We start from the raw sequence: 16058 nt of genomic DNA on the forward strand, positions 1-16058 counted from the left end.
GCACAACGGGTGGTGGAGGCGGCATGGCCGGCAAGGACGCGGCACGGCTGCCGCGCAAGGTGTACGAGAAGGAACTGCTGCGTCTGCAGACGGAGTTGGTGAAGCTGCAGGAGTGGGTGCGCGCGGAGGGCGCCCGAGTGGTCGTGATCTTCGAGGGGCGGGACGCGGCGGGCAAGGGCGGCACCATCAAGCGGGTGTCCGAGCACCTCAACCCCCGGCTGGCACGCATCGCGGCCCTGCCGAAACCGACCGAGCGCGAACGCGGCCAGTGGTACTTCCAGCGGTACGTCGAGCATCTGCCGGCCGCCGGGGAGATCGTGCTGTTCGACCGGTCCTGGTACAACCGGGCCGGCGTCGAGCACGTGATGGGCTTCTGCACGAAGGAGGAGTACCAGCTCTTCCTGCGCCAGTGCCCGACCTTCGAGCGGATGCTGGTCGAGTCGGGGATCGTGCTGCGCAAGTACTGGTTCTCGGTGAGCGACACCGAGCAGCAGGAGCGGTTCCGCCAGCGCCTTGACGACCCGCTTCGGCGCTGGAAGCTCTCGCCGATGGATCTGGAGTCGATCACCCATTGGGAGGCGTACTCCCGGGCCAAGGACCAGATGCTGGTGTACACCGACGTCCCGGAGGCGCCGTGGTACGTCGTCGAGAGCGACGACAAGCGCCGGGCGCGCCTGAACATGATCGCCCATCTGCTGTCGTCCGTGCCGTACCGGGAGGTGCCCCCGCCGGTACTGGAGCTGCCGCGGCGGCCCGCGTCGACCGGCTACGAACGTCCGCCGCGCGACCTGCAGACCTACGTCCCCGACCACGCCGCGACCCTCTAGCCAGCGGCCACCGCGCTCCCGCCCGCTCGGGCCGGTCATGATCTCCACCTCCTGGATCGGGGTCCCGAGGTGCTGGGCAGGCGGCCTCGCCACCGGCCACATGGACGTCCTCATCAGAGTGCCAGCGTCGGCGGCGAAGCGCAGCGCGACACCGACACCGGGCGTGATCCCGCCGCGACGGTGACCTAGCCGGTGGATCCTGGGAGCGAACGGGGAGAGGTGGCACATATACCAGGACGCGGAAAGGCAGCACTCGGAAAGACGGCAGTCGGGCGTCCGTATACCCAGGTGGCGCGCCCTGGAGCCCGGAGCCGTCGCCCTCGCCGGCTATCGGCGTGCCTGGGTGCGGAGCGACCTTCCGGCCGGTGTCACGGTGGCCGCGTACCTGGTTCCGCAGGTCATGGCGTACGCCGGCGTGGCCGGGCTGCCGCCGGTCGCCGGTCTGTGGGCGATCCTGCCCGCGATCGATAGACCGACAGACGCCGTCCGACCGGTACCTTCCCTGTCGCAGCGCTAACCGGTCCCGCCCGCCGCGCTGTGCTGGATGATCGCGCCGGCGATCGTCTCCCAGTCGGCGCCCTCGACCCCGTGGCCCGCCCCCTCAAGGACCAGCAGCCTCGTCCCGGGAATCTCCCGAGCCAGTGCCTCGCCGTGCGCGAGCGGGAACATCGGATCCGCCGTCCCGTGAACGACCAGCGTCGGTGCGGTGATCGACGACAGAGGCTGTTCCGGGAACTTGCCCGTGTCGATCTCGTCGTGGTTCGTCACCGCGGCGAAGTCGCGTGCGCGCTCGACATCGCGACGGACGAGGTCGCGCGCGGCGGCCTCGTCAAAAGGGCGCCTGTCTCCCGCGAGCACCCGTGCGTAGTCGACCAGATAGTCGATCACCGACTCCGAGTCGGCCCAATCAGCCTGCGCGGTGGAGACGAAGTTCATGAACTCCGCGGTCGGCGGGGGAAGTTCGCGGTCGCCGGACACGGCAGGGGACGTACTGATCAGGACGAGCGAGAGAACACGGTCGGGCCGTTCGAGCGCGACCACCTGCGCCATCCCTCCTCCGGCCGAGACACCCACGACGTGCGCGGCCGGGATCTCGTACGCATCGAGCACGCGGATGGCGTCACCGGCCAGGTCCGCGCCGGTGTAGCCGGGCCGACCCCGCTCGTAGGTGATCGATCGGCCGGTGTCCCGGTGGTCGTAGCGGATCACCCGACGCCCGCCCGCCGCGAGCAGCCGGCAGAAGCCCTCCTCCCACCAGAGCATCGAGGCTCCGGTGCCCATGATGAGAAGGACCGGCGGATCCGACGGGTCACCGAAGGACTCGGTGCACAGCTCGACTCCGTCCACCTCGATCATGCGCTCAGCCATCGCCGCCCTCCTCCTGAGGCCTGCCCATTGTCCATCCGACGGAGCCCGGCCGCTCCGCGCTCATGTGAGGATGGGGCCATGGGGTGGCTGGGGAGACGCAGGTGGCGGACGGTCGGGCTCGTGGCAGTGGCGAGTGCCGCGTTGACGCTGAGCGCCTGTGGCACGGAGGACGGGGGCTCCGGCGACGGGAATCCCGGCGGCCGTGAGGCGAAGTACCTGCGTGTTCTCAGGGACCCGCACCCCAGCCCCGCCGACGTGATCGAGGCGGCCGGCGCGCCCTACGGTGTGGCCCGCGCGGACGACGGCTCGCTCCTGCTGACGTACAACGCCGGCAATGTCGAGGACGACGAGGGTCCTGCCGCCACCGCCTGGCGCATCGTCGGCCCGGACGGCCGTACCGTCGCCGAGCACGCGGAACACGCCAACGCCGAGGACGTGCCGCCGGCGTTCCAGGGGGTGCCCGGGGGCTTCGTGCTGGTGCCGTCGGACGAGTCGGGCGACGGGATGTACGCCCTCGACGTGCACGGCAAGCGGCGGAAGGTCGTCGTGAGCGGAACCCCGGTGCGCACCCGCCCCGGCGACATCGCGCTCACCGAGATGGAACCGACCCTCGTCTACCGCCCCGCCACGCAAACCGTCGCGCGCCCGTCCGGCGTGCCGGGCGACGCCGTCCTCGTCATCGTCGACGAGCGGGGCACGGTCTGGAGCCTGCGCCAGCCCCTGACCGACGACCCCTACAGCGTGGTACGGCAGCGCGACGGTCGCACCCTCGGTTCCACGCCCGTCCCGAAGCCGTACTTGGGAGACGTCCTCACCGCGCGGGGCGGCACCGCGGCACTGTCCCTCATCCAGGGCGAGCGCGTGCGCGGCCTGTTGGTGACCACGGACGACGGCGAACACTGGCGGACGGTCCGCGCCGGCGGCATCGCCTGGGACAGGCTCAAAGGCGGCCCGGAGTCGCTGGTCCCGCAACTCCTCACGGACGGACGGCTGTTGGTCGGCGAGGAAGGCGGCCGGTACTGGCTCGCCGACGACCGCACCGCGAACACCTTCCATGAGCTGAAGACGCCGGCGACCTTCACGTCGTTCGCCGTCCACGGCACGACCCTCTACGGCATCGCGGACGCGCCGACGGCGTCGTACGACCTGGTCAAGGGCGAGGGTCTGTGGACCTCTCGCGACGGCGGACGCGAGTGGCGGCGCTACGAACAGCACGGATCACACGGGTAGCACGGGTAGCACGGGCAGCCGGACGGCTCGCAGTGCGATACCAGGCCACTGCCGGATTGCCGTCACGGAAATGACACACTTTGCGCGGCAGCGGCCGGGCCCGCGCACCCCGGGCCTACGCTGTGCCGGTGACCAGTGTCGATGTCGCCGCCGGGCCGGCCGCCGAGAGCGGGCCCGAGCCGCGTACCCAGTCCCTGATGCTGACCTTCTTCGGCGCCCACGTGCTGGGGCGGTCCGTCGCGGTGTCGTCGGGCAGTGTGATCGCCGCGCTCGGCAAGGTGGGCAGCACCGAGGAGGCGGTACGGACCACGCTGAACCGGATGGTCAAACGGGGTCTGCTGGCGCGCATCCGGCAGGGCCGCAAGACGTACTTCGAGCTGACGCCGCACGCGGTCCAGGTGCTGACGGACGGCAGGGACCGGATCTGGCGCACCGGCGCCGTCAACCGGGACTGGGACGGCCGGTGGACGATGGTCGGCTTCTCACTGCCCGAGGCGTGGAGCCGGGAACGGCACGATCTGCGCTCGCGGCTGATCTGGGCGGGCTTCGGCCCGTTGCAGAACGGCCTCTGGGTGGCCCCGGCGCCCGTCGACGTCCGGGCGATGGTGGCCGGGCTCGGCCTGGAGTCGTATCTGCGGGTGTTCCGCGCCGAGGTGGAGTCGCCCACCGAGGTCCGCGAGGTGCTTGAGCAGGCTTTCGACGTACCGGCGATCGGCGCGCGGTACCGGGCGTTCCTGGAGCGCTGGGACCGCACCGACCCGCTGCCCGCCGCCGCCTCCGGCGATGAGCTGGCAGGCCAGCTCCTGCTCCACACCGACTGGTTGGACCTCGTGCGACGGGACCCGCATCTGCCCGCCGAGCACCTCCCGGCGGACTGGCCGGCCGGGCAGGCGGAGACCGTCTTCCGGGGCCTGGCGAGCCGTTGGGAGCGACCGGCCGCGCGGGCTGCGGCACACCTGTTGGACACCCTGGCAGTGGGCTGACCCGCACGCCGGTGCCGCGCGTCCGTACGTGGATCCGTGCCCTTCGTTATTGGTCAGTCTCTTGACGGCAATGAAAAAAGAGACCTACATTCGCAGCGCCCCCCAAGCACGCCCCCCAAGCACGCCCCTCAAGCACGCTCCTCAAGCACCCCTTAAGCACGCTCCCCACCTCGGTCCCCCCTCGACCCGCGGAGCCGCCGCCATGTCCCGTCCCCGTCGTCACCCCCGCCCCCGTCCCCGCTCACGCCCACGTCTTTCGATCCTCGCCGCCGCCTGCGCGACCGCACTCGCGACCGCCCTGCTCGGACCGGCGACGGCCGCGCAGGCCGCCACCGCCGAGCACTTCACCGGCACGCTGTCCGACGGCGCCACCTGGATCGCGGACAAGCCCGCGCAGTGGAACGGCACCCTGCTGCTGTTCAGTCACGGCTTCGGCCCGACCACCGCCGCCGACGCCCCGTCCGCCGCCGTCCAGCAGGCCCTGCTCGACGGTGGATACGCCCTGGCCGGCTCCTCGTACGATCCAGGCGGCTCGATGTGGGCGCTCGATTCGGCCGAGCGGGACCAGTTCGCCGCACTCGACGCCTTCCGTCGCCACGTGGGCACCCCGAGCCGGGTGATCTCGGTGGGCCAGTCCATGGGCGGCCTGGTCAACGCGCGGCTCGCCCGGGACGGCGCGGGACGCATAGACGGCGCACTCGGCCTCTGCGGCCTGGTCGCGGGTGGCGTCGACCTGGACAACTACCAACTGGACGCCGAGTACACCCTCGCCATGTTCTTCGACCCGGCCGACGCCGACGAGCTCGTGAACCTGGACAGCCAGGCCGACGGCGCCGCACTCGCCGCCCGGCTCACGCAGGCTGTCGTAGCAGCCCAGCAGACCGCGGCCGGGCGCGCGCGGATCGCGCTGGCCGCCGCCTTCCTCAACCTGGCCGACTGGGCGCCCGGCCAACTCCCGCCCGAGAGCGACGACTTTGCGGGCCAGGAGCAGCAGCAGTACGCCTGGCTCGCGCAGGGCCTGCTCGGCTTCATCGTTCCGGCACGTTGGTCGGTGGAGCAGTCGGTGGGCGGCAACACGTCGTGGAACAAGGGCGTCGACTGCGCCGGGCTGCTGCGGGGGTCCGCGCACGTCAAGCAGGTCGAGGCGCTCTACCGCGACGCCGGACTCGACCTGCGGACCGACCTGAACCACCTCACCCGCGGCGCCGACATCACGGCCGATCCGACCGCGGTCGACCGTCTGAAGCAGACCTCCACCGCCGGACAGAGCTTGGCCGTGCCGCTGCTGGACATCCACAACACCGCCGACCAACTGGTCCCCGTCGAGCAGGAGTCGGCCTTCGCCGGACGAGTGCGCAGGGCCGGCGACTCCGCACTGCTGCGTCAGGCCTACGTCGCCCGCCCGAGCCACTGCAACTTCACCACCGCCGAGGTGGTCGCGGGCCTGCACGCCGTGGAGCACCGGCTGAACACCGGGCACTGGGGCGACTCCACCACCGCCACCGAACTCCAGCGCGCCGCCGACAAGTTGGGTCCCGACGGCGCGGCCTTCACCGACTACCGGCCGAGCCGGCTGACCGGTACGCGGTGATGACCACGGGCCGGGCCGCCTTACCGGCGCCCGTTGACGGTCACTGGCCAGCCCCCCGCTCGAGTTTCCCGTTCTGCTGGGCCGCCCCCGTCGACTACGGCCAGACCTTCCGACCGGCCTCCCGATCACGAAGAGACCAACCCTCCCCTTCCTGAACCTCCCGCGCCCTCAGGAGCCCTCCGTGTCAACGACGACCAAGCCTTCCGCGGCAACGGCCACCGGCCCCGGCCTGACCACCGGCACTCTTGTCGCCGGACTCCTCGCCGTCTGCCTCGCCCAGATCGGTCTGGCCATACCGGCCACCCTCAACGGCCTGTTCCAGTCCGACCTGCACCCCGTCGGTTCACAGCTCACCTGGATCTCCGACGCGTTCCTGCTCCCGGTCGCCGTACTGGAGTTGACCTTCGGCCTGCTCGGCGACCTCTTCGGCCGCAAGCGGCTCCTGGTCGGCGGCGCGGCACTGCTCGCCGTCGGCGAAGTGGTCAGCGCCACCTCGTCCGGCGTCCACCAGCTCTGGGCGGGCCAGGCCCTGGCCGGTCTGGGGGCGGCCGCTCTCTTCCCCACCTCGCTGGCCATCCTGGCCGCCGGCACCACCTCGCCCGCCCAGCGCGCACGGGTCATCGCAATGTGGGCGGCCCTGCTGTCCACCGGCGGCTTCCTGGCCCCGCTGCTCGGCGGTGTCACCGCCACCTACGGCTCGTGGCGCTGGTCCTTCGTCGTCGTCACGGTCGTCGCGGCGGTCAGTGCGGTCGTCAGCGCCCGGTTCGCCGTCAACTCCAGTGCCCCCGAAGGCCGTTCACTGGACCTGGCCGGTCAGGTCACCATCGGCCTGGGCCTGTTCGCCCTGCTCTACGCCATCATCCAGGGGCCGACGGACGGCTGGGCCTCGCCGTCGATCGTCGTCGCCTTCGTGCTGGCGGCCGTGTTCCTCGCCGCCTTCGTCCTGGCCGAGAAGCACGCCAAGTCCCCGTTGCTGCGCCTCGATCTGTTCCGCAACCGCGCCTTCGCGGTGGCCTCGATCGTGGCCGTGGTCGGCATGTTCGCCTTCCTGGGCACCGCCTACTCCGTCAGCATCCGCCTCGGCCCGGTGCAGGACCAGGCACCCATGCGGACGGGTCTGGCCTTCGTCCTGCTCAACGGCATCGCTCTGGTGATGCTGCCCGTGACGGAACGCCTGCTGCGCACGGTGGCACCGGGCCTGCTCCTGGGCGCGGGACTGCTGCTGATCGCTGCGGGCGACTACCTGGCGGCCACCCTGCCGATCACCGACACCGCCTTCACCTCGCTGATCCTGCCGCTCGGTCTGGTCGGCCTCGGCTTCGCCGTCACCGTCTCCTCGATCACGGCAACGGCCGTCAACACCGTGCCGGTGCACCTGGCAGGCATGGCCAGCGCCACCACCAATCTGCTGCGCGACTTCGGCTTCACCCTCGGCCCGGCGGTCATCGGCGCGGTCGCCCTCAGCCGCGCGGCGAGCAGTTTCTCGACGTCCCTGCACGACTCCGCGCTGCCGGGGGCGCTCAAGGGCGCGGGTACGGCCGTACTGGAGGAGGGCGGTCCGCTCGCGGTGAACGGCGCCGCGGAGTCGTCCGCGAAGCTGGCCGACCTGCACCCGCTCGCCCTGGACGCGCTCGGGCACGGTTACTCGATCGGCTTCGTGGTCTGCGGCTCGGCCGCACTGTTCTCGGCGCTGCTGGCCCTCGTCGCACTCCGCGGCTGGCCCGCCTCACGCGAGGAGTCCTCGGCGCACTAGGTGTTCGGAGCACTGTGTGTACCGCCCGAGGGGCTGGGCGGCCGGTCCGGGTCGCCCCGTCAGTCGGCCGTCCGGCGCAGGATCAGGGAGACGAAGCCCCAGGTGTCCCGGTAGCCGCGCAGCCATTCGGAGCGGCGGGTGCCGGCTGTGGCGAGCACGTCCGCGCTGTCCGGGTCGGCAGGTCGGTCCAGGGCCCATTCGGCCAGGGTCCCCCAGCACGCCCACTCGTAGTCGTCCAGCTCGCGGCGCGTGCTGACGTGTCCGTCGACGGGGGTCCAGCCGTTGGCGACGACACGGTCCACGGTGGTCGCGAGGTCGGCGAAGTCCCCGAGCATCTCGACGGCCTCCGGGGACGGTTGACGGTCCCAGAATCCGTCACCGATCAGGACACGGCCGCCGGGAGCGAGGTGCTTGCGCGCCGCCGCGAGGGTGGGGAGCAGACCGCCGAAGGCGTGCGCGGCGCCGACGCTGAGCACCAGGTCGAACGGCTGCGAGGCGACGAAGTCCGCGGCCTCCTGCCGGTGGAGGACCAGGCGATCCGCAACTCCCTGGCGGCTCGCCGCCTCACGGGCCTGCGCCAGGGCGTCCTCGGAGATGTCGACGCCCTCCGCGCGCAGACGCGGGCCCGTGGCCAGTGCGCGCAGGAGCCACTCCCCGCCGCCGCAACCGAGGTCGAGCACCCGCTCGTCGCCGCGCGGCGCGCCGCGGGCCAGCAGCCGGCGTACGGACTCGTCGTCGAGCGGCGACTTAATGGGGTGGCCGGCATGGGCGATCCTGGACATCTGTTCACGGTTCACCGGCGCAGCCTGCCAGCGGGGCGGGCCACGCACACCTCATTTTCCGCGGCGAGCCGGAGCCCGAGGGGCGGAGCTGTCGTGTGCGCTCCACGGCCCAGGTCCTGCCGTCGGCGGCAGTGCCCATAGGGTTCCACCGTGACTGCCACCCTGAGTTCCACGAAGACCCGTGCCGCGCTGCGTACATCGGCGCGATTTTCCGCGGAGTTGCTGCTGATATTCGCGATGCTCGCAGTCACCCTGTGGCTTCTGGGCCAGATGTGGTCGGTGGTGTGGCCGCTCGTCGTCGGCCTGCTGCTGACCACACTGACCTGGCCCATGTGCCGTTTCCTACGACGTCACGGGTGGAAGCCCGCGCTCGCCGCGTCGGCCGTGACCGTGCTGTTCCTCCTGGTCGCGGTCGGCGTCGCGGCGCTGATCGCCGTGCCGGTGGCGTCCCAGTCCGGTGAGCTGACCGACGGCGTGGTCGACGGCATCCAGAAACTGCGCGAGTGGGCGTCCGGGCCGCCGTTGAACATCGGCGACGACCAGATCCCCAAGGCCATGGACAGCGCCGTCGCCCGCGCCCAGGACGGCGTCGGCAGCATGGTCACCACAGTGATCACGGGGGTGAGCACCGTCGTCAACGGCCTGGTCACCGCCGTACTGGCGCTCTTCCTGATGTTCTTCTTCCTCAAGGACGGACCGCGCTTCCTGCCGTGGCTCGCCCGTCAGCTGCCCGGCCGGCTCGCCACCGACATCCCCGTCGTGGCCACGCGCGGCTGGACCACCCTGGGCTCCTTCGTACGTTCCCAGGCGGCCGTCGGTCTGCTCGACGCCGTGCTGATCGGTCTGGGCCTGTGGATCGTGGGGGTGCCGCTGGTGCTCCCGCTGGCGGTGCTCACCTTCGTCTCCGCCTTCGTGCCGATCATCGGCGCCCTGTTCGCCGGTTTCGTCGCGGTGCTCATCGCGTTGGTCTCCAACGGTCTGACGGACGCGCTGATCGTGCTGGCCATCATCGTCGTGGTGCAGCAGCTTGAGGGGAATGTCTTCCAGCCCATGATCCAGAGTCGTGGGCTCGGCCTCCACGCCGCCGTGATCCTGCTGGCGGTGACGCTGGGAGGCAGTCTGGCCGGCATCGTGGGCAGCCTGCTCGCCGTACCGGTCGCGGCACTCATCGCGGTGGTGTGGAACTACGTGCGCGAGGAACTCAGCGAGCCGACGCAGGAGCCGACGGCCGAAGGCTGACCTGTGCCGTCTGCGAGGATGTGCCGCATGGATGTGCGCAGCAGGAACCACGTGACCGTCACCGGGCCGGTCGGTGGGCCGGTGGTGATGCTGGCGCACGGCTTCGGCTGCGACCAGAACATGTGGCGTCTGGTGGTGCCGGTGCTGGAGAAGGACTTCAGGGTGGTCCTCTTCGACCATGTGGGGTCGGGGAACTCGGACCCGTCGGCGTGGACCCGGGACCGCTACTCGTCGCTGGACGGGTACGTGGACGACGTGCTGGAGCTGCGCCGCGAACTGGCCCTCGGTCCGGTCACGTTCGTGGGGCATTCGGTGAGCGCGATGATGGGGGTGCTGGCCGCCGCGCGGGAGCCCGAGGCGTTCGCAGGCCTGGTGCTCCTGGCTCCCTCACCGTGTTTCGTCGACGACCCGGACACCGGCTACCGGGGCGGGTTCAGCGCCGAGGACATCGACGAGCTGCTGGAGTCGCTGGACGCGAACTACCTGGGCTGGTCGGGTGCCATGGCGCCGGTGATCATGGGTAACCCGGAGCGGCCCGAGCTGGGCCAGGAGCTGACGAACAGCTTCTGCCGTACCGACCCGGAGATCGCCCGGGTCTTCGCCCGGGTGACCTTCCTGTCCGACAACCGCCGGGACCTGGCCCGGGTGAGCGTGCCAACCCTGGTCGCCCAGTGCTCCCGCGACGCGATCGCCCCGCCCGAGGTGGGTGCGTTCGTGCAGGCGCGGATCCCGGGGAGCCGACTGGTCACGCTGAACGCGACCGGGCACTGCCCCCAGCTCGCCGCCCCGGAGGAGACCGCCGCGGCGATCGCCGCGTTCGTCAGCGCGCGCGGATGATGTGCGGGACCAGCGGCGCCGAGGAGGGCACCCCCAACGAACAGCGCGGTCCGCGGGATGAGCAGGCACAGTTCTCCGCGTTGCTGGAGGACAGCGCCGAGGACCTGTACGAGCACGCGCCCTGCGGCTATCTGTCCACGCTGCTGGACGGCCGGATCGCCAAGGTCAACGCCACCCTGCTGGACTGGCTCGGCTACGCGCACGACGACCTGGTGGGCCGCAGGCACTTCTCCGACCTGCTGACCGTCGGCGGCCGGCTCTACCACGAGACCCACTACGCCCCGCTGCTCATGATGCAGGGCGAGGTCAGCGGGATCGCCCTGGAACTCAAGGCCGCCGACGGCTCGCGGCTGCCGGTGCTGGTCACCTCGACGGTGAAGACGGGCAGCGACGGGCAGCCGCTCCTGATCCGCACCACCCTCTTCGACGCCCGCGAGCGCCGCGCCTACGAGACGGAGCTGCTGCGCGCCCGCAAGGACGCCGACCTGGAACGCGACCGCCTCATGCGCCTCAACGCCACCCTGCAGAAGACGCTGCTGCCGCCCACCCTGGCGAATGTTCCGGGCCTGGATGTGGCCGCGTACTACCACATCGCGTCCGTCGACGAGGTGGGCGGCGACTTCTACGACCTGTTCCCGCTCGCCGACGGCACCTGGGGCCTCTTCCTCGGCGACGTCTGCGGCAAGGGCGCCGCCGCCGCGGCCCTGACCTCACTGGCCCGCTACACCCTGCGTGCCGCAGCGGTCTACGACCCCGACCCGGCCGCCGTCCTGGCCAACCTCAACACGGTCCTGAACCACGAGTACAACGGGGACGACCCGCGCTTCTGCACCGTCGTCTTCGGGCTGCTCACCCCCGACACCGACCGGGACGGCTTCCACATCACCCTGGCCAGCGGCGGACATCCGCCCGCCCTGCTGATGCGCGCGGACGGCACCGCCGACCACCTGCCCACCCCCGGCGGACAGCTCATCGGCGTCCTGCCCGACGCCCACATCGCCACCACCACCGTGCGTCTCGCCCCCGGCGACACCCTGCTCCTGCACACCGACGGTCTGACCGAGGCCCACACCGCCACCGGCGAGGACCGGTACGGCGACGAGGCACTCCTCGACTTCTGCCGCGCGCTGGCCCCCACGACCGCGTCGGACACCACCGACGCGGTCCGCGGCCTGCTCGACACCTTCGGCACCGGTGTGGACGACGACACCGCCCTCCTGGCCGTCCACGTGCCCCATCCCACCAGTCAGGAGCCGCAGTGACCGAGGACCTGGCCCTCCGCACCCGCGCCACCACCGCCGGAGCGGTCATCGAACTGACCGGGGACCTGGACCATCACACCGCGCCCCAGGTCCGCGCCGCGCTGGCCGGGCTCGGTCTGCGTCCGGGCGGGCAGCTCGTCCTCGACCTCGAAGGCGTCACGTTCTGCGACTCCACCGGCATCACCGTACTGATCGCCGCCCGCAACCACGCCCTGGCGGCCGACGCGACCATCGCGCTGGCCGCGGTCCCCGAACGCGTGACCCGGATCTTCCGCATGGTCGGCCTGGAGCAGGTCTTCGCCACCCACCCCACCGCCCAGGCCGCCGAAGCCGCCTGGCGGCCCCCCGCGCGCTGACCGCGGTACCCGCCCGGGCCGGGTGTGCGTAGGGCGGCATTCCGCGGGCACCTGGACTGCGTTGGTGGGGAGCGGCGCAACACCTGGGGAGGTCGAGCGCCGCCTCCCTGCCTTTTCTTTTCCCGGGAAACCCTGACGTCACCGCACAGCGGACACATCTGCGATCAGGCGAACTGAGCCGATCAGGAGCGGCAATGAGTAATGACTCGCGCCGTTCTGAGCACTCGGGGGGTGGGGACACACGTCTCCATGTCGATTCCGAGGCGAGGAGAGCAGTGATGCCGGCAGGTTCCAGCCCCAAGCGGGAGCGGCAGTACGAGCACATCAAGGAAGGCGCGAAGAAGCGGGGAGCCTCCACCGGACGCGCGAAGGAGATCGCCGCGCGGACGGTCAACAAGGAGCGGGCCCGCTCGGGCGAGGCACGGCAGGCGAGCAGGACCTCCACGCAGGACAAGAAGTCCGCTTCGCAACGCGGCGGCGAACGCTCGCACCGCGGCCCCATGAGCCCGACCAGGGACCAGCTCTACGAGGAGGCCAGGAAGCGCAACGTCCACGGCCGCTCCTCCATGAACAAGCAGCAGTTGCGCGAGGCCCTCGGCCACTGACCCCTCGCATCCACCGCGGGCCCGCGAACTCACGCACTCGCACACTTGCCACGACGAAAGGCGCACCATCATGGCTGACAAGCCCCTCAACGGCCACCGCGTACTGGCGCTCGTCACCAACTACGGTGTCGAGCAGGACGAACTCCTGGTCCCGCTCAGGCGGCTGCGGGAGAACGGTGCGGACGTCACCGTCGCCGCCGCGACGGCGGACCCGGTCCAGACGCTGGTGGGAGACAAGGACCCCGGCGAGACCGTGCGGCCCGACGCCACCTTCGACGTGGTGGATCCCGGCGACCACCAGCTCCTGCTGCTCCCCGGCGGCACCCTCAACGCCGACCAGCTCCGCCTGGACGACAAGGCGCTCACCATCGTCAAGGCGTTCGCCGCCTCGGGCCGCCCGATCGCCGCCATCTGCCACGGCCCCTGGGCCCTGGTGGAGGCGGACCTCGTCCGGGGCAGGACCCTGACGTCCTACGCCTCACTGCGCACCGACATCCGCAACGCCGGAGCCGCGGCCTGGGTCGACGAGCCCGTGGTGAGCGACACCTCGGGCGACTACACCCTGGTCACTTCCCGGACACCCAAGGACCTCGACGCGTTCGTCGACGCGATCGACAAGGCCCTCGTCGGATCCTGACGCCGTTCCCGAAGACTCGATGACCCAGATTGGAACTCTCCATGTTCAAGGCCATAGCTGACGTGCTGCGCTCGATCGGGAGCGCCATCGCCACCGTCGTGACCCTGCCCTTCCGCGCCGTCGCCCGACTCTTCGGCGGCGCCTCCGACAGCGCGCATGGCCGTCACTGACGACACCGTTGCGTGCATCCGCACGGATGCGCAGTGCGGTTCAGCCGACACCGCCGGCCGCCAGGAGAGCGACGACGGTCGCGGCGGCCGTGCGGTGCCATTCGCCGCTGTGGCGGAGCATGGCGTGGTCGCCGCCCGGCATCAGCACGACGTCGGCCCGGGCGGCCTGCGCGCGGGCCCGCTGCACGAAGGACACCGACGCTCGTGGGTCGGTGACCCGGTCGCGGTCGCCGTGCAGGACGACGACGTCCTTGTCCAGCAGGTGTGCCACCGGCTCGCCGTCGGGGCACCACGGCGCCAGGGCCAGGACGGCGCGGACCTGCCGCGCATCCGCGGCCCGCAGGGCCGCGCGGCCGCCCATCGAGTGGCCCACGAGAACGGTCGGCAGGTCGCCGTGGCGTCGAGAGAGCTCCGCCAGGGCGCGCCGGGTGTCGTGCAGGGGATCGGCGTCGGCGCCGTTCCATCCCCGCACGCGGTAGCGGACCTCGCCGAGCAGCACGTCGTCGGGGGTCGCCGCGGCGACGGCCCGCTGGAAAGGCCGCATCCGTACGGCCGCCGGGTGCCACGGGCGGGAGGGCGCTCGGCTGTCCTCCTTGCCGCCGTGCAGGAACAGCACCGCGGCCCGGGGCGTGTGCGGGACGCGGCGCGTCACCAGGGCGGGCGGGGACGTGTCCGCCGTCTCTCCGACGGATGCGTGCTCGTGCCCTGCCATCTGTGCTCCTCGTCCGCCATGCGCTCGCGTCGCCGGCATCGCCGCCCACATCGGTGATTCGTCACCGACCGTTCGGTGGATTGGCCGATCGTGGGCCGTATTGTCCGTTCCCCGCCCTCTCTGCCCGCGCGGTCCGGTGTCACCTGCGATTTCATCACCGTGAGGCCAATCCGCGGGCTCCGCGGCATCGGATTACGCCCGGAAATGTCTCTACCACGGAGGATCCCCGTGAAAGAAGCCGTGCATATCGGCACAAATCCCGCGACGGAGCCAGATCTGCAGGAGCTGGTGGGCCGCGTGGCACTGGGAGACGAACGGGCGTTCGCTTCCGTGTACGACACCGTCGCGAGCCCGGTCCTCGGTGTCGTACGGGCCGTGCTGCGCGATCAGGCACAGTCCGAGGAGGTGGCCCAGGAGGTCCTGGTGGAGGTGTGGCGCACCGCGCCGCGTTACCGCCAGGACCGCGGGACGGCCATCAACTGGATCCTCACCCTCGCCCACCGGCGTGCCGTGGACCGGGTGCGCTCGGTGGAGGCCGCGGCCGCCAGGGACCACAAGGCCGCGCTGCTGGACCGTACACCCGACTACGACCAGGTGACCGAGCAGGTGGAGGCGCGGCTGGAGCGGGAGCAGGTGCGCCGCTGTCTGCGCACGCTCACGGAGATCCAGCGGCAGGCCGTCACGCTCGCCTACTACCGCGGACTCACCTACCGCCAGGTGGCGGAAGCACTCGCGGTGCCGCTGGGGACCGTCAAGACCCGACTGCGCGACGGTCTCATCCGGCTGCGCGACTGCCTGGGGGTGACCGCATGATCACCGCTGATCTGCACCGGATGACCGGCGCCTACGCCCTGCACGCCCTGCCCGACGACGAGCGCGAGGCGTTCGAGCGACACCTCGCGGACTGCGAACCGTGCGCCCAGGAGACCGCCGAGCTGACCGCCACCGCGGTCCGCCTGGGCCTCGCCGTCTCCGCCGCGCCCCGCCGGGAGATGCGCCAGGAGGTGCTGCAGCGGATCACCGGCGTCCGTCAGGACGCCCCCGGCGGGCCGGCACCGGCCCGCTCCGGCCGTACGGTCCTGCGCGCACGGCTGCTGTCCAGGTGGGCGCTGGCCGCGTGCCTCGCCGGAGCCGCCGCGCTCGGCGGGACGGCGGTGTGGCAGCACCAGCGGGCCGAGGACGCCTCGAACCAGGCGCGCCGGGCCGAACAGCGCACGGACGAGATCGCCGCCGTGCTGGCCGCGCCGGACGCCAGGGCTCGCGCCGCGTCGCTGGGCGGCGGTGCCACCGGGAGTGTCGTGGTCTCGCGCAGTCAGGACAGGGCCGTGTTCGTCGTGTCCAAGATGGCGCATCCCGCCGACGGGAAGGTCTACCAGCTGTGGTTCAACGACGGCGGCGCCATGCGGTCCGCCGGTCTGATGGACCCCGGCCGCAGCGACCAGACCGTACTCCTGCGGGGTGCCGTGGACGGAGCCTCGGGCGTGGGCGTCACCGTCGAGCCCGCGGGCGGTTCGAAGCAGCCCACGACCACGCCGGTCGCCCTGCTGAACTTCCCCACCTGAGAAGCGACTTGGGGAGCGGCTTGAGGAGACGTGGGGGGGCCCCGCCCCGCCGGGCCCCCCCCGGGGGCAAAGTGGGGGGGGGGGGGCGGGACGCCGCCTGAGCCACCGGGACGACGCGGGTGACGGGCGGGGGGGCCCGGGTGG

At 71.7% G+C, this 16058-nt stretch carries 17 protein-coding genes and 1 pseudogene; 15 read left to right on the forward strand and 3 right to left on the reverse strand.

Going from position 1 to position 16058, the window contains the following annotated elements:
* Positions 1 to 23 precede the first annotated feature (23 nt).
* Positions 24 to 827, forward strand: coding sequence for a polyphosphate kinase 2 (gene ppk2, locus ACIQI8_RS35710; RefSeq protein ID WP_402360076.1), 804 nt, complete (start codon positions 24 to 26; stop codon positions 825 to 827).
* 280 nt (positions 828 to 1107) lie between these two features.
* Positions 1108 to 1293 (forward strand): annotated as a pseudogene (locus tag ACIQI8_RS35715) (SulP family inorganic anion transporter); the annotation flags it as partial.
* A gap of 47 nt (positions 1294 to 1340) precedes the next feature.
* On the opposite strand, the gene ACIQI8_RS35720 reads toward ACIQI8_RS35715, so the two are convergent.
* Positions 1341 to 2195 (reverse strand): alpha/beta fold hydrolase, encoded by an 855-nt coding sequence (locus ACIQI8_RS35720; RefSeq protein WP_402360079.1) that lies wholly within the window; start codon positions 2193 to 2195, stop codon positions 1341 to 1343.
* Positions 2196 to 2315: 120 nt separating this feature from the next.
* Here ACIQI8_RS35720 and ACIQI8_RS35725 point away from each other — a divergent pair, with 120 nt between their 5' ends.
* From ACIQI8_RS35725 to ACIQI8_RS35740, 4 genes are all read left to right on the forward strand, one after another.
* On the forward strand, positions 2316 to 3425 hold the full coding sequence (locus ACIQI8_RS35725; protein ID WP_402360082.1) for a hypothetical protein: 1110 nt from the start codon (positions 2316 to 2318) through the stop codon (positions 3423 to 3425).
* Between the two features lie 122 nt (positions 3426 to 3547).
* Complete coding sequence (locus ACIQI8_RS35730) at positions 3548 to 4408, forward strand: PaaX family transcriptional regulator C-terminal domain-containing protein (RefSeq protein ID WP_402360085.1); 861 nt, start codon at positions 3548 to 3550, stop codon at positions 4406 to 4408.
* Between the two features lie 202 nt (positions 4409 to 4610).
* Positions 4611 to 5999 carry an alpha/beta hydrolase gene (locus tag ACIQI8_RS35735; protein WP_402360088.1) on the forward strand — a complete coding sequence of 463 codons (1389 nt, stop codon included), beginning with the start codon at positions 4611 to 4613 and terminating at the stop codon, positions 5997 to 5999.
* Positions 6000 to 6180: 181 nt separating this feature from the next.
* Positions 6181 to 7752, forward strand: a complete 1572-nt coding sequence (locus ACIQI8_RS35740; protein WP_402360091.1) for an MFS transporter — start codon at positions 6181 to 6183, stop codon at positions 7750 to 7752.
* 59 nt (positions 7753 to 7811) lie between these two features.
* On the opposite strand, the gene ACIQI8_RS35745 is transcribed toward ACIQI8_RS35740, so the two are convergent.
* Positions 7812 to 8549 carry an SAM-dependent methyltransferase gene (locus ACIQI8_RS35745; protein WP_402360094.1) on the reverse strand — a complete coding sequence of 246 codons (738 nt, stop codon included), beginning with the start codon at positions 8547 to 8549 and terminating at the stop codon, positions 7812 to 7814.
* Positions 8550 to 8684: 135 nt separating this feature from the next.
* Between ACIQI8_RS35745 and ACIQI8_RS35750 the strand changes: the two genes are divergently transcribed.
* The 7 genes from ACIQI8_RS35750 (at position 8685) to ACIQI8_RS35780 (ending at position 13640) form a co-directional block, all read left to right on the forward strand.
* The gene (locus ACIQI8_RS35750) at positions 8685 to 9773 is read left to right on the forward strand and encodes an AI-2E family transporter (protein WP_402360097.1); all 1089 of its coding nucleotides are present in this window, start codon (positions 8685 to 8687) and stop codon (positions 9771 to 9773) included.
* Positions 9774 to 9800: 27 nt separating this feature from the next.
* Positions 9801 to 10610, forward strand: a complete 810-nt coding sequence (locus ACIQI8_RS35755; RefSeq protein WP_402360100.1) for an alpha/beta fold hydrolase — start codon at positions 9801 to 9803, stop codon at positions 10608 to 10610.
* Positions 10610 to 11872, forward strand: coding sequence for a PP2C family protein-serine/threonine phosphatase (locus tag ACIQI8_RS35760; protein WP_402361334.1), 1263 nt, complete (start codon positions 10610 to 10612; stop codon positions 11870 to 11872). Before ACIQI8_RS35755 ends, ACIQI8_RS35760 begins: the two co-directional genes overlap by 1 nt.
* Entirely contained in the window at positions 11869 to 12228 is a 360-nt protein-coding gene (locus ACIQI8_RS35765; RefSeq protein WP_402360103.1) for an STAS domain-containing protein, read from the forward strand. Before ACIQI8_RS35760 ends, ACIQI8_RS35765 begins: the two co-directional genes overlap by 4 nt.
* Positions 12229 to 12506: 278 nt before the next feature.
* A complete protein-coding gene (locus ACIQI8_RS35770) occupies positions 12507 to 12833 on the forward strand; it encodes a plasmid stabilization protein (protein WP_402360106.1) in 327 nt (108 codons plus the stop codon).
* A 70-nt stretch (positions 12834 to 12903) separates the two neighbouring features.
* The gene (locus tag ACIQI8_RS35775) at positions 12904 to 13470 is read left to right on the forward strand and encodes a type 1 glutamine amidotransferase domain-containing protein (protein ID WP_402360109.1); all 567 of its coding nucleotides are present in this window, start codon (positions 12904 to 12906) and stop codon (positions 13468 to 13470) included.
* Positions 13471 to 13511: 41 nt separating this feature from the next.
* Positions 13512 to 13640, forward strand: a complete 129-nt coding sequence (locus ACIQI8_RS35780; RefSeq protein ID WP_402360112.1) for an LPFR motif small protein — start codon at positions 13512 to 13514, stop codon at positions 13638 to 13640.
* A 40-nt stretch (positions 13641 to 13680) separates the two neighbouring features.
* Here ACIQI8_RS35780 and ACIQI8_RS35785 read toward each other — a convergent pair whose 3' ends face one another.
* On the reverse strand, positions 13681 to 14352 hold the full coding sequence (locus tag ACIQI8_RS35785; RefSeq protein ID WP_402360115.1) for an alpha/beta hydrolase: 672 nt from the start codon (positions 14350 to 14352) through the stop codon (positions 13681 to 13683).
* 228 nt (positions 14353 to 14580) lie between these two features.
* Here ACIQI8_RS35785 and ACIQI8_RS35790 point away from each other — a divergent pair, with 228 nt between their 5' ends.
* Together ACIQI8_RS35790 and ACIQI8_RS35795 are read left to right on the forward strand one after the other, a co-directional pair.
* Entirely contained in the window at positions 14581 to 15165 is a 585-nt protein-coding gene (locus tag ACIQI8_RS35790; protein WP_402360118.1) for a sigma-70 family RNA polymerase sigma factor, read from the forward strand.
* Positions 15162 to 15914 (forward strand): anti-sigma factor domain-containing protein, encoded by a 753-nt coding sequence (locus ACIQI8_RS35795; protein WP_402360121.1) that lies wholly within the window; start codon positions 15162 to 15164, stop codon positions 15912 to 15914. Before ACIQI8_RS35790 ends, ACIQI8_RS35795 begins: the two co-directional genes overlap by 4 nt.
* The last annotated feature ends 144 nt before the right edge of the window (positions 15915 to 16058 follow it).

Origin of the sequence: Streptomyces sp. NPDC092369, from assembly GCF_044755245.1 — a bacterium.
Lineage (GTDB): Bacteria > Actinomycetota > Actinomycetes > Streptomycetales > Streptomycetaceae > Streptomyces.

What these genes read in the sequence shown, in the direction of transcription:
- ppk2 (WP_402360076.1), top strand. Translation starts at nt 24, where the DNA reads ATGGCCGGCAAGGACGCGGCACGGCTGCCGCGCAAGGTGTACGAGAAG.
- ACIQI8_RS35720 (WP_402360079.1), bottom strand. Translation starts at nt 2,195, where the DNA reads ATGGCTGAGCGCATGATCGAGGTGGACGGAGTCGAGCTGTGCACCGAG.
- ACIQI8_RS35735 (WP_402360088.1), top strand. Translation starts at nt 4,611, where the DNA reads ATGTCCCGTCCCCGTCGTCACCCCCGCCCCCGTCCCCGCTCACGCCCA.
- ACIQI8_RS35755 (WP_402360100.1), top strand. Translation starts at nt 9,801, where the DNA reads ATGGATGTGCGCAGCAGGAACCACGTGACCGTCACCGGGCCGGTCGGT.
- ACIQI8_RS35760 (WP_402361334.1), top strand. Translation starts at nt 10,610, where the DNA reads ATGTGCGGGACCAGCGGCGCCGAGGAGGGCACCCCCAACGAACAGCGC.
- ACIQI8_RS35770 (WP_402360106.1), top strand. Translation starts at nt 12,507, where the DNA reads ATGCCGGCAGGTTCCAGCCCCAAGCGGGAGCGGCAGTACGAGCACATC.
- ACIQI8_RS35775 (WP_402360109.1), top strand. Translation starts at nt 12,904, where the DNA reads ATGGCTGACAAGCCCCTCAACGGCCACCGCGTACTGGCGCTCGTCACC.
- ACIQI8_RS35780 (WP_402360112.1), top strand. Translation starts at nt 13,512, where the DNA reads ATGTTCAAGGCCATAGCTGACGTGCTGCGCTCGATCGGGAGCGCCATC.
- ACIQI8_RS35785 (WP_402360115.1), bottom strand. Translation starts at nt 14,352, where the DNA reads ATGGCAGGGCACGAGCACGCATCCGTCGGAGAGACGGCGGACACGTCC.
- ACIQI8_RS35795 (WP_402360121.1), top strand. Translation starts at nt 15,162, where the DNA reads ATGATCACCGCTGATCTGCACCGGATGACCGGCGCCTACGCCCTGCAC.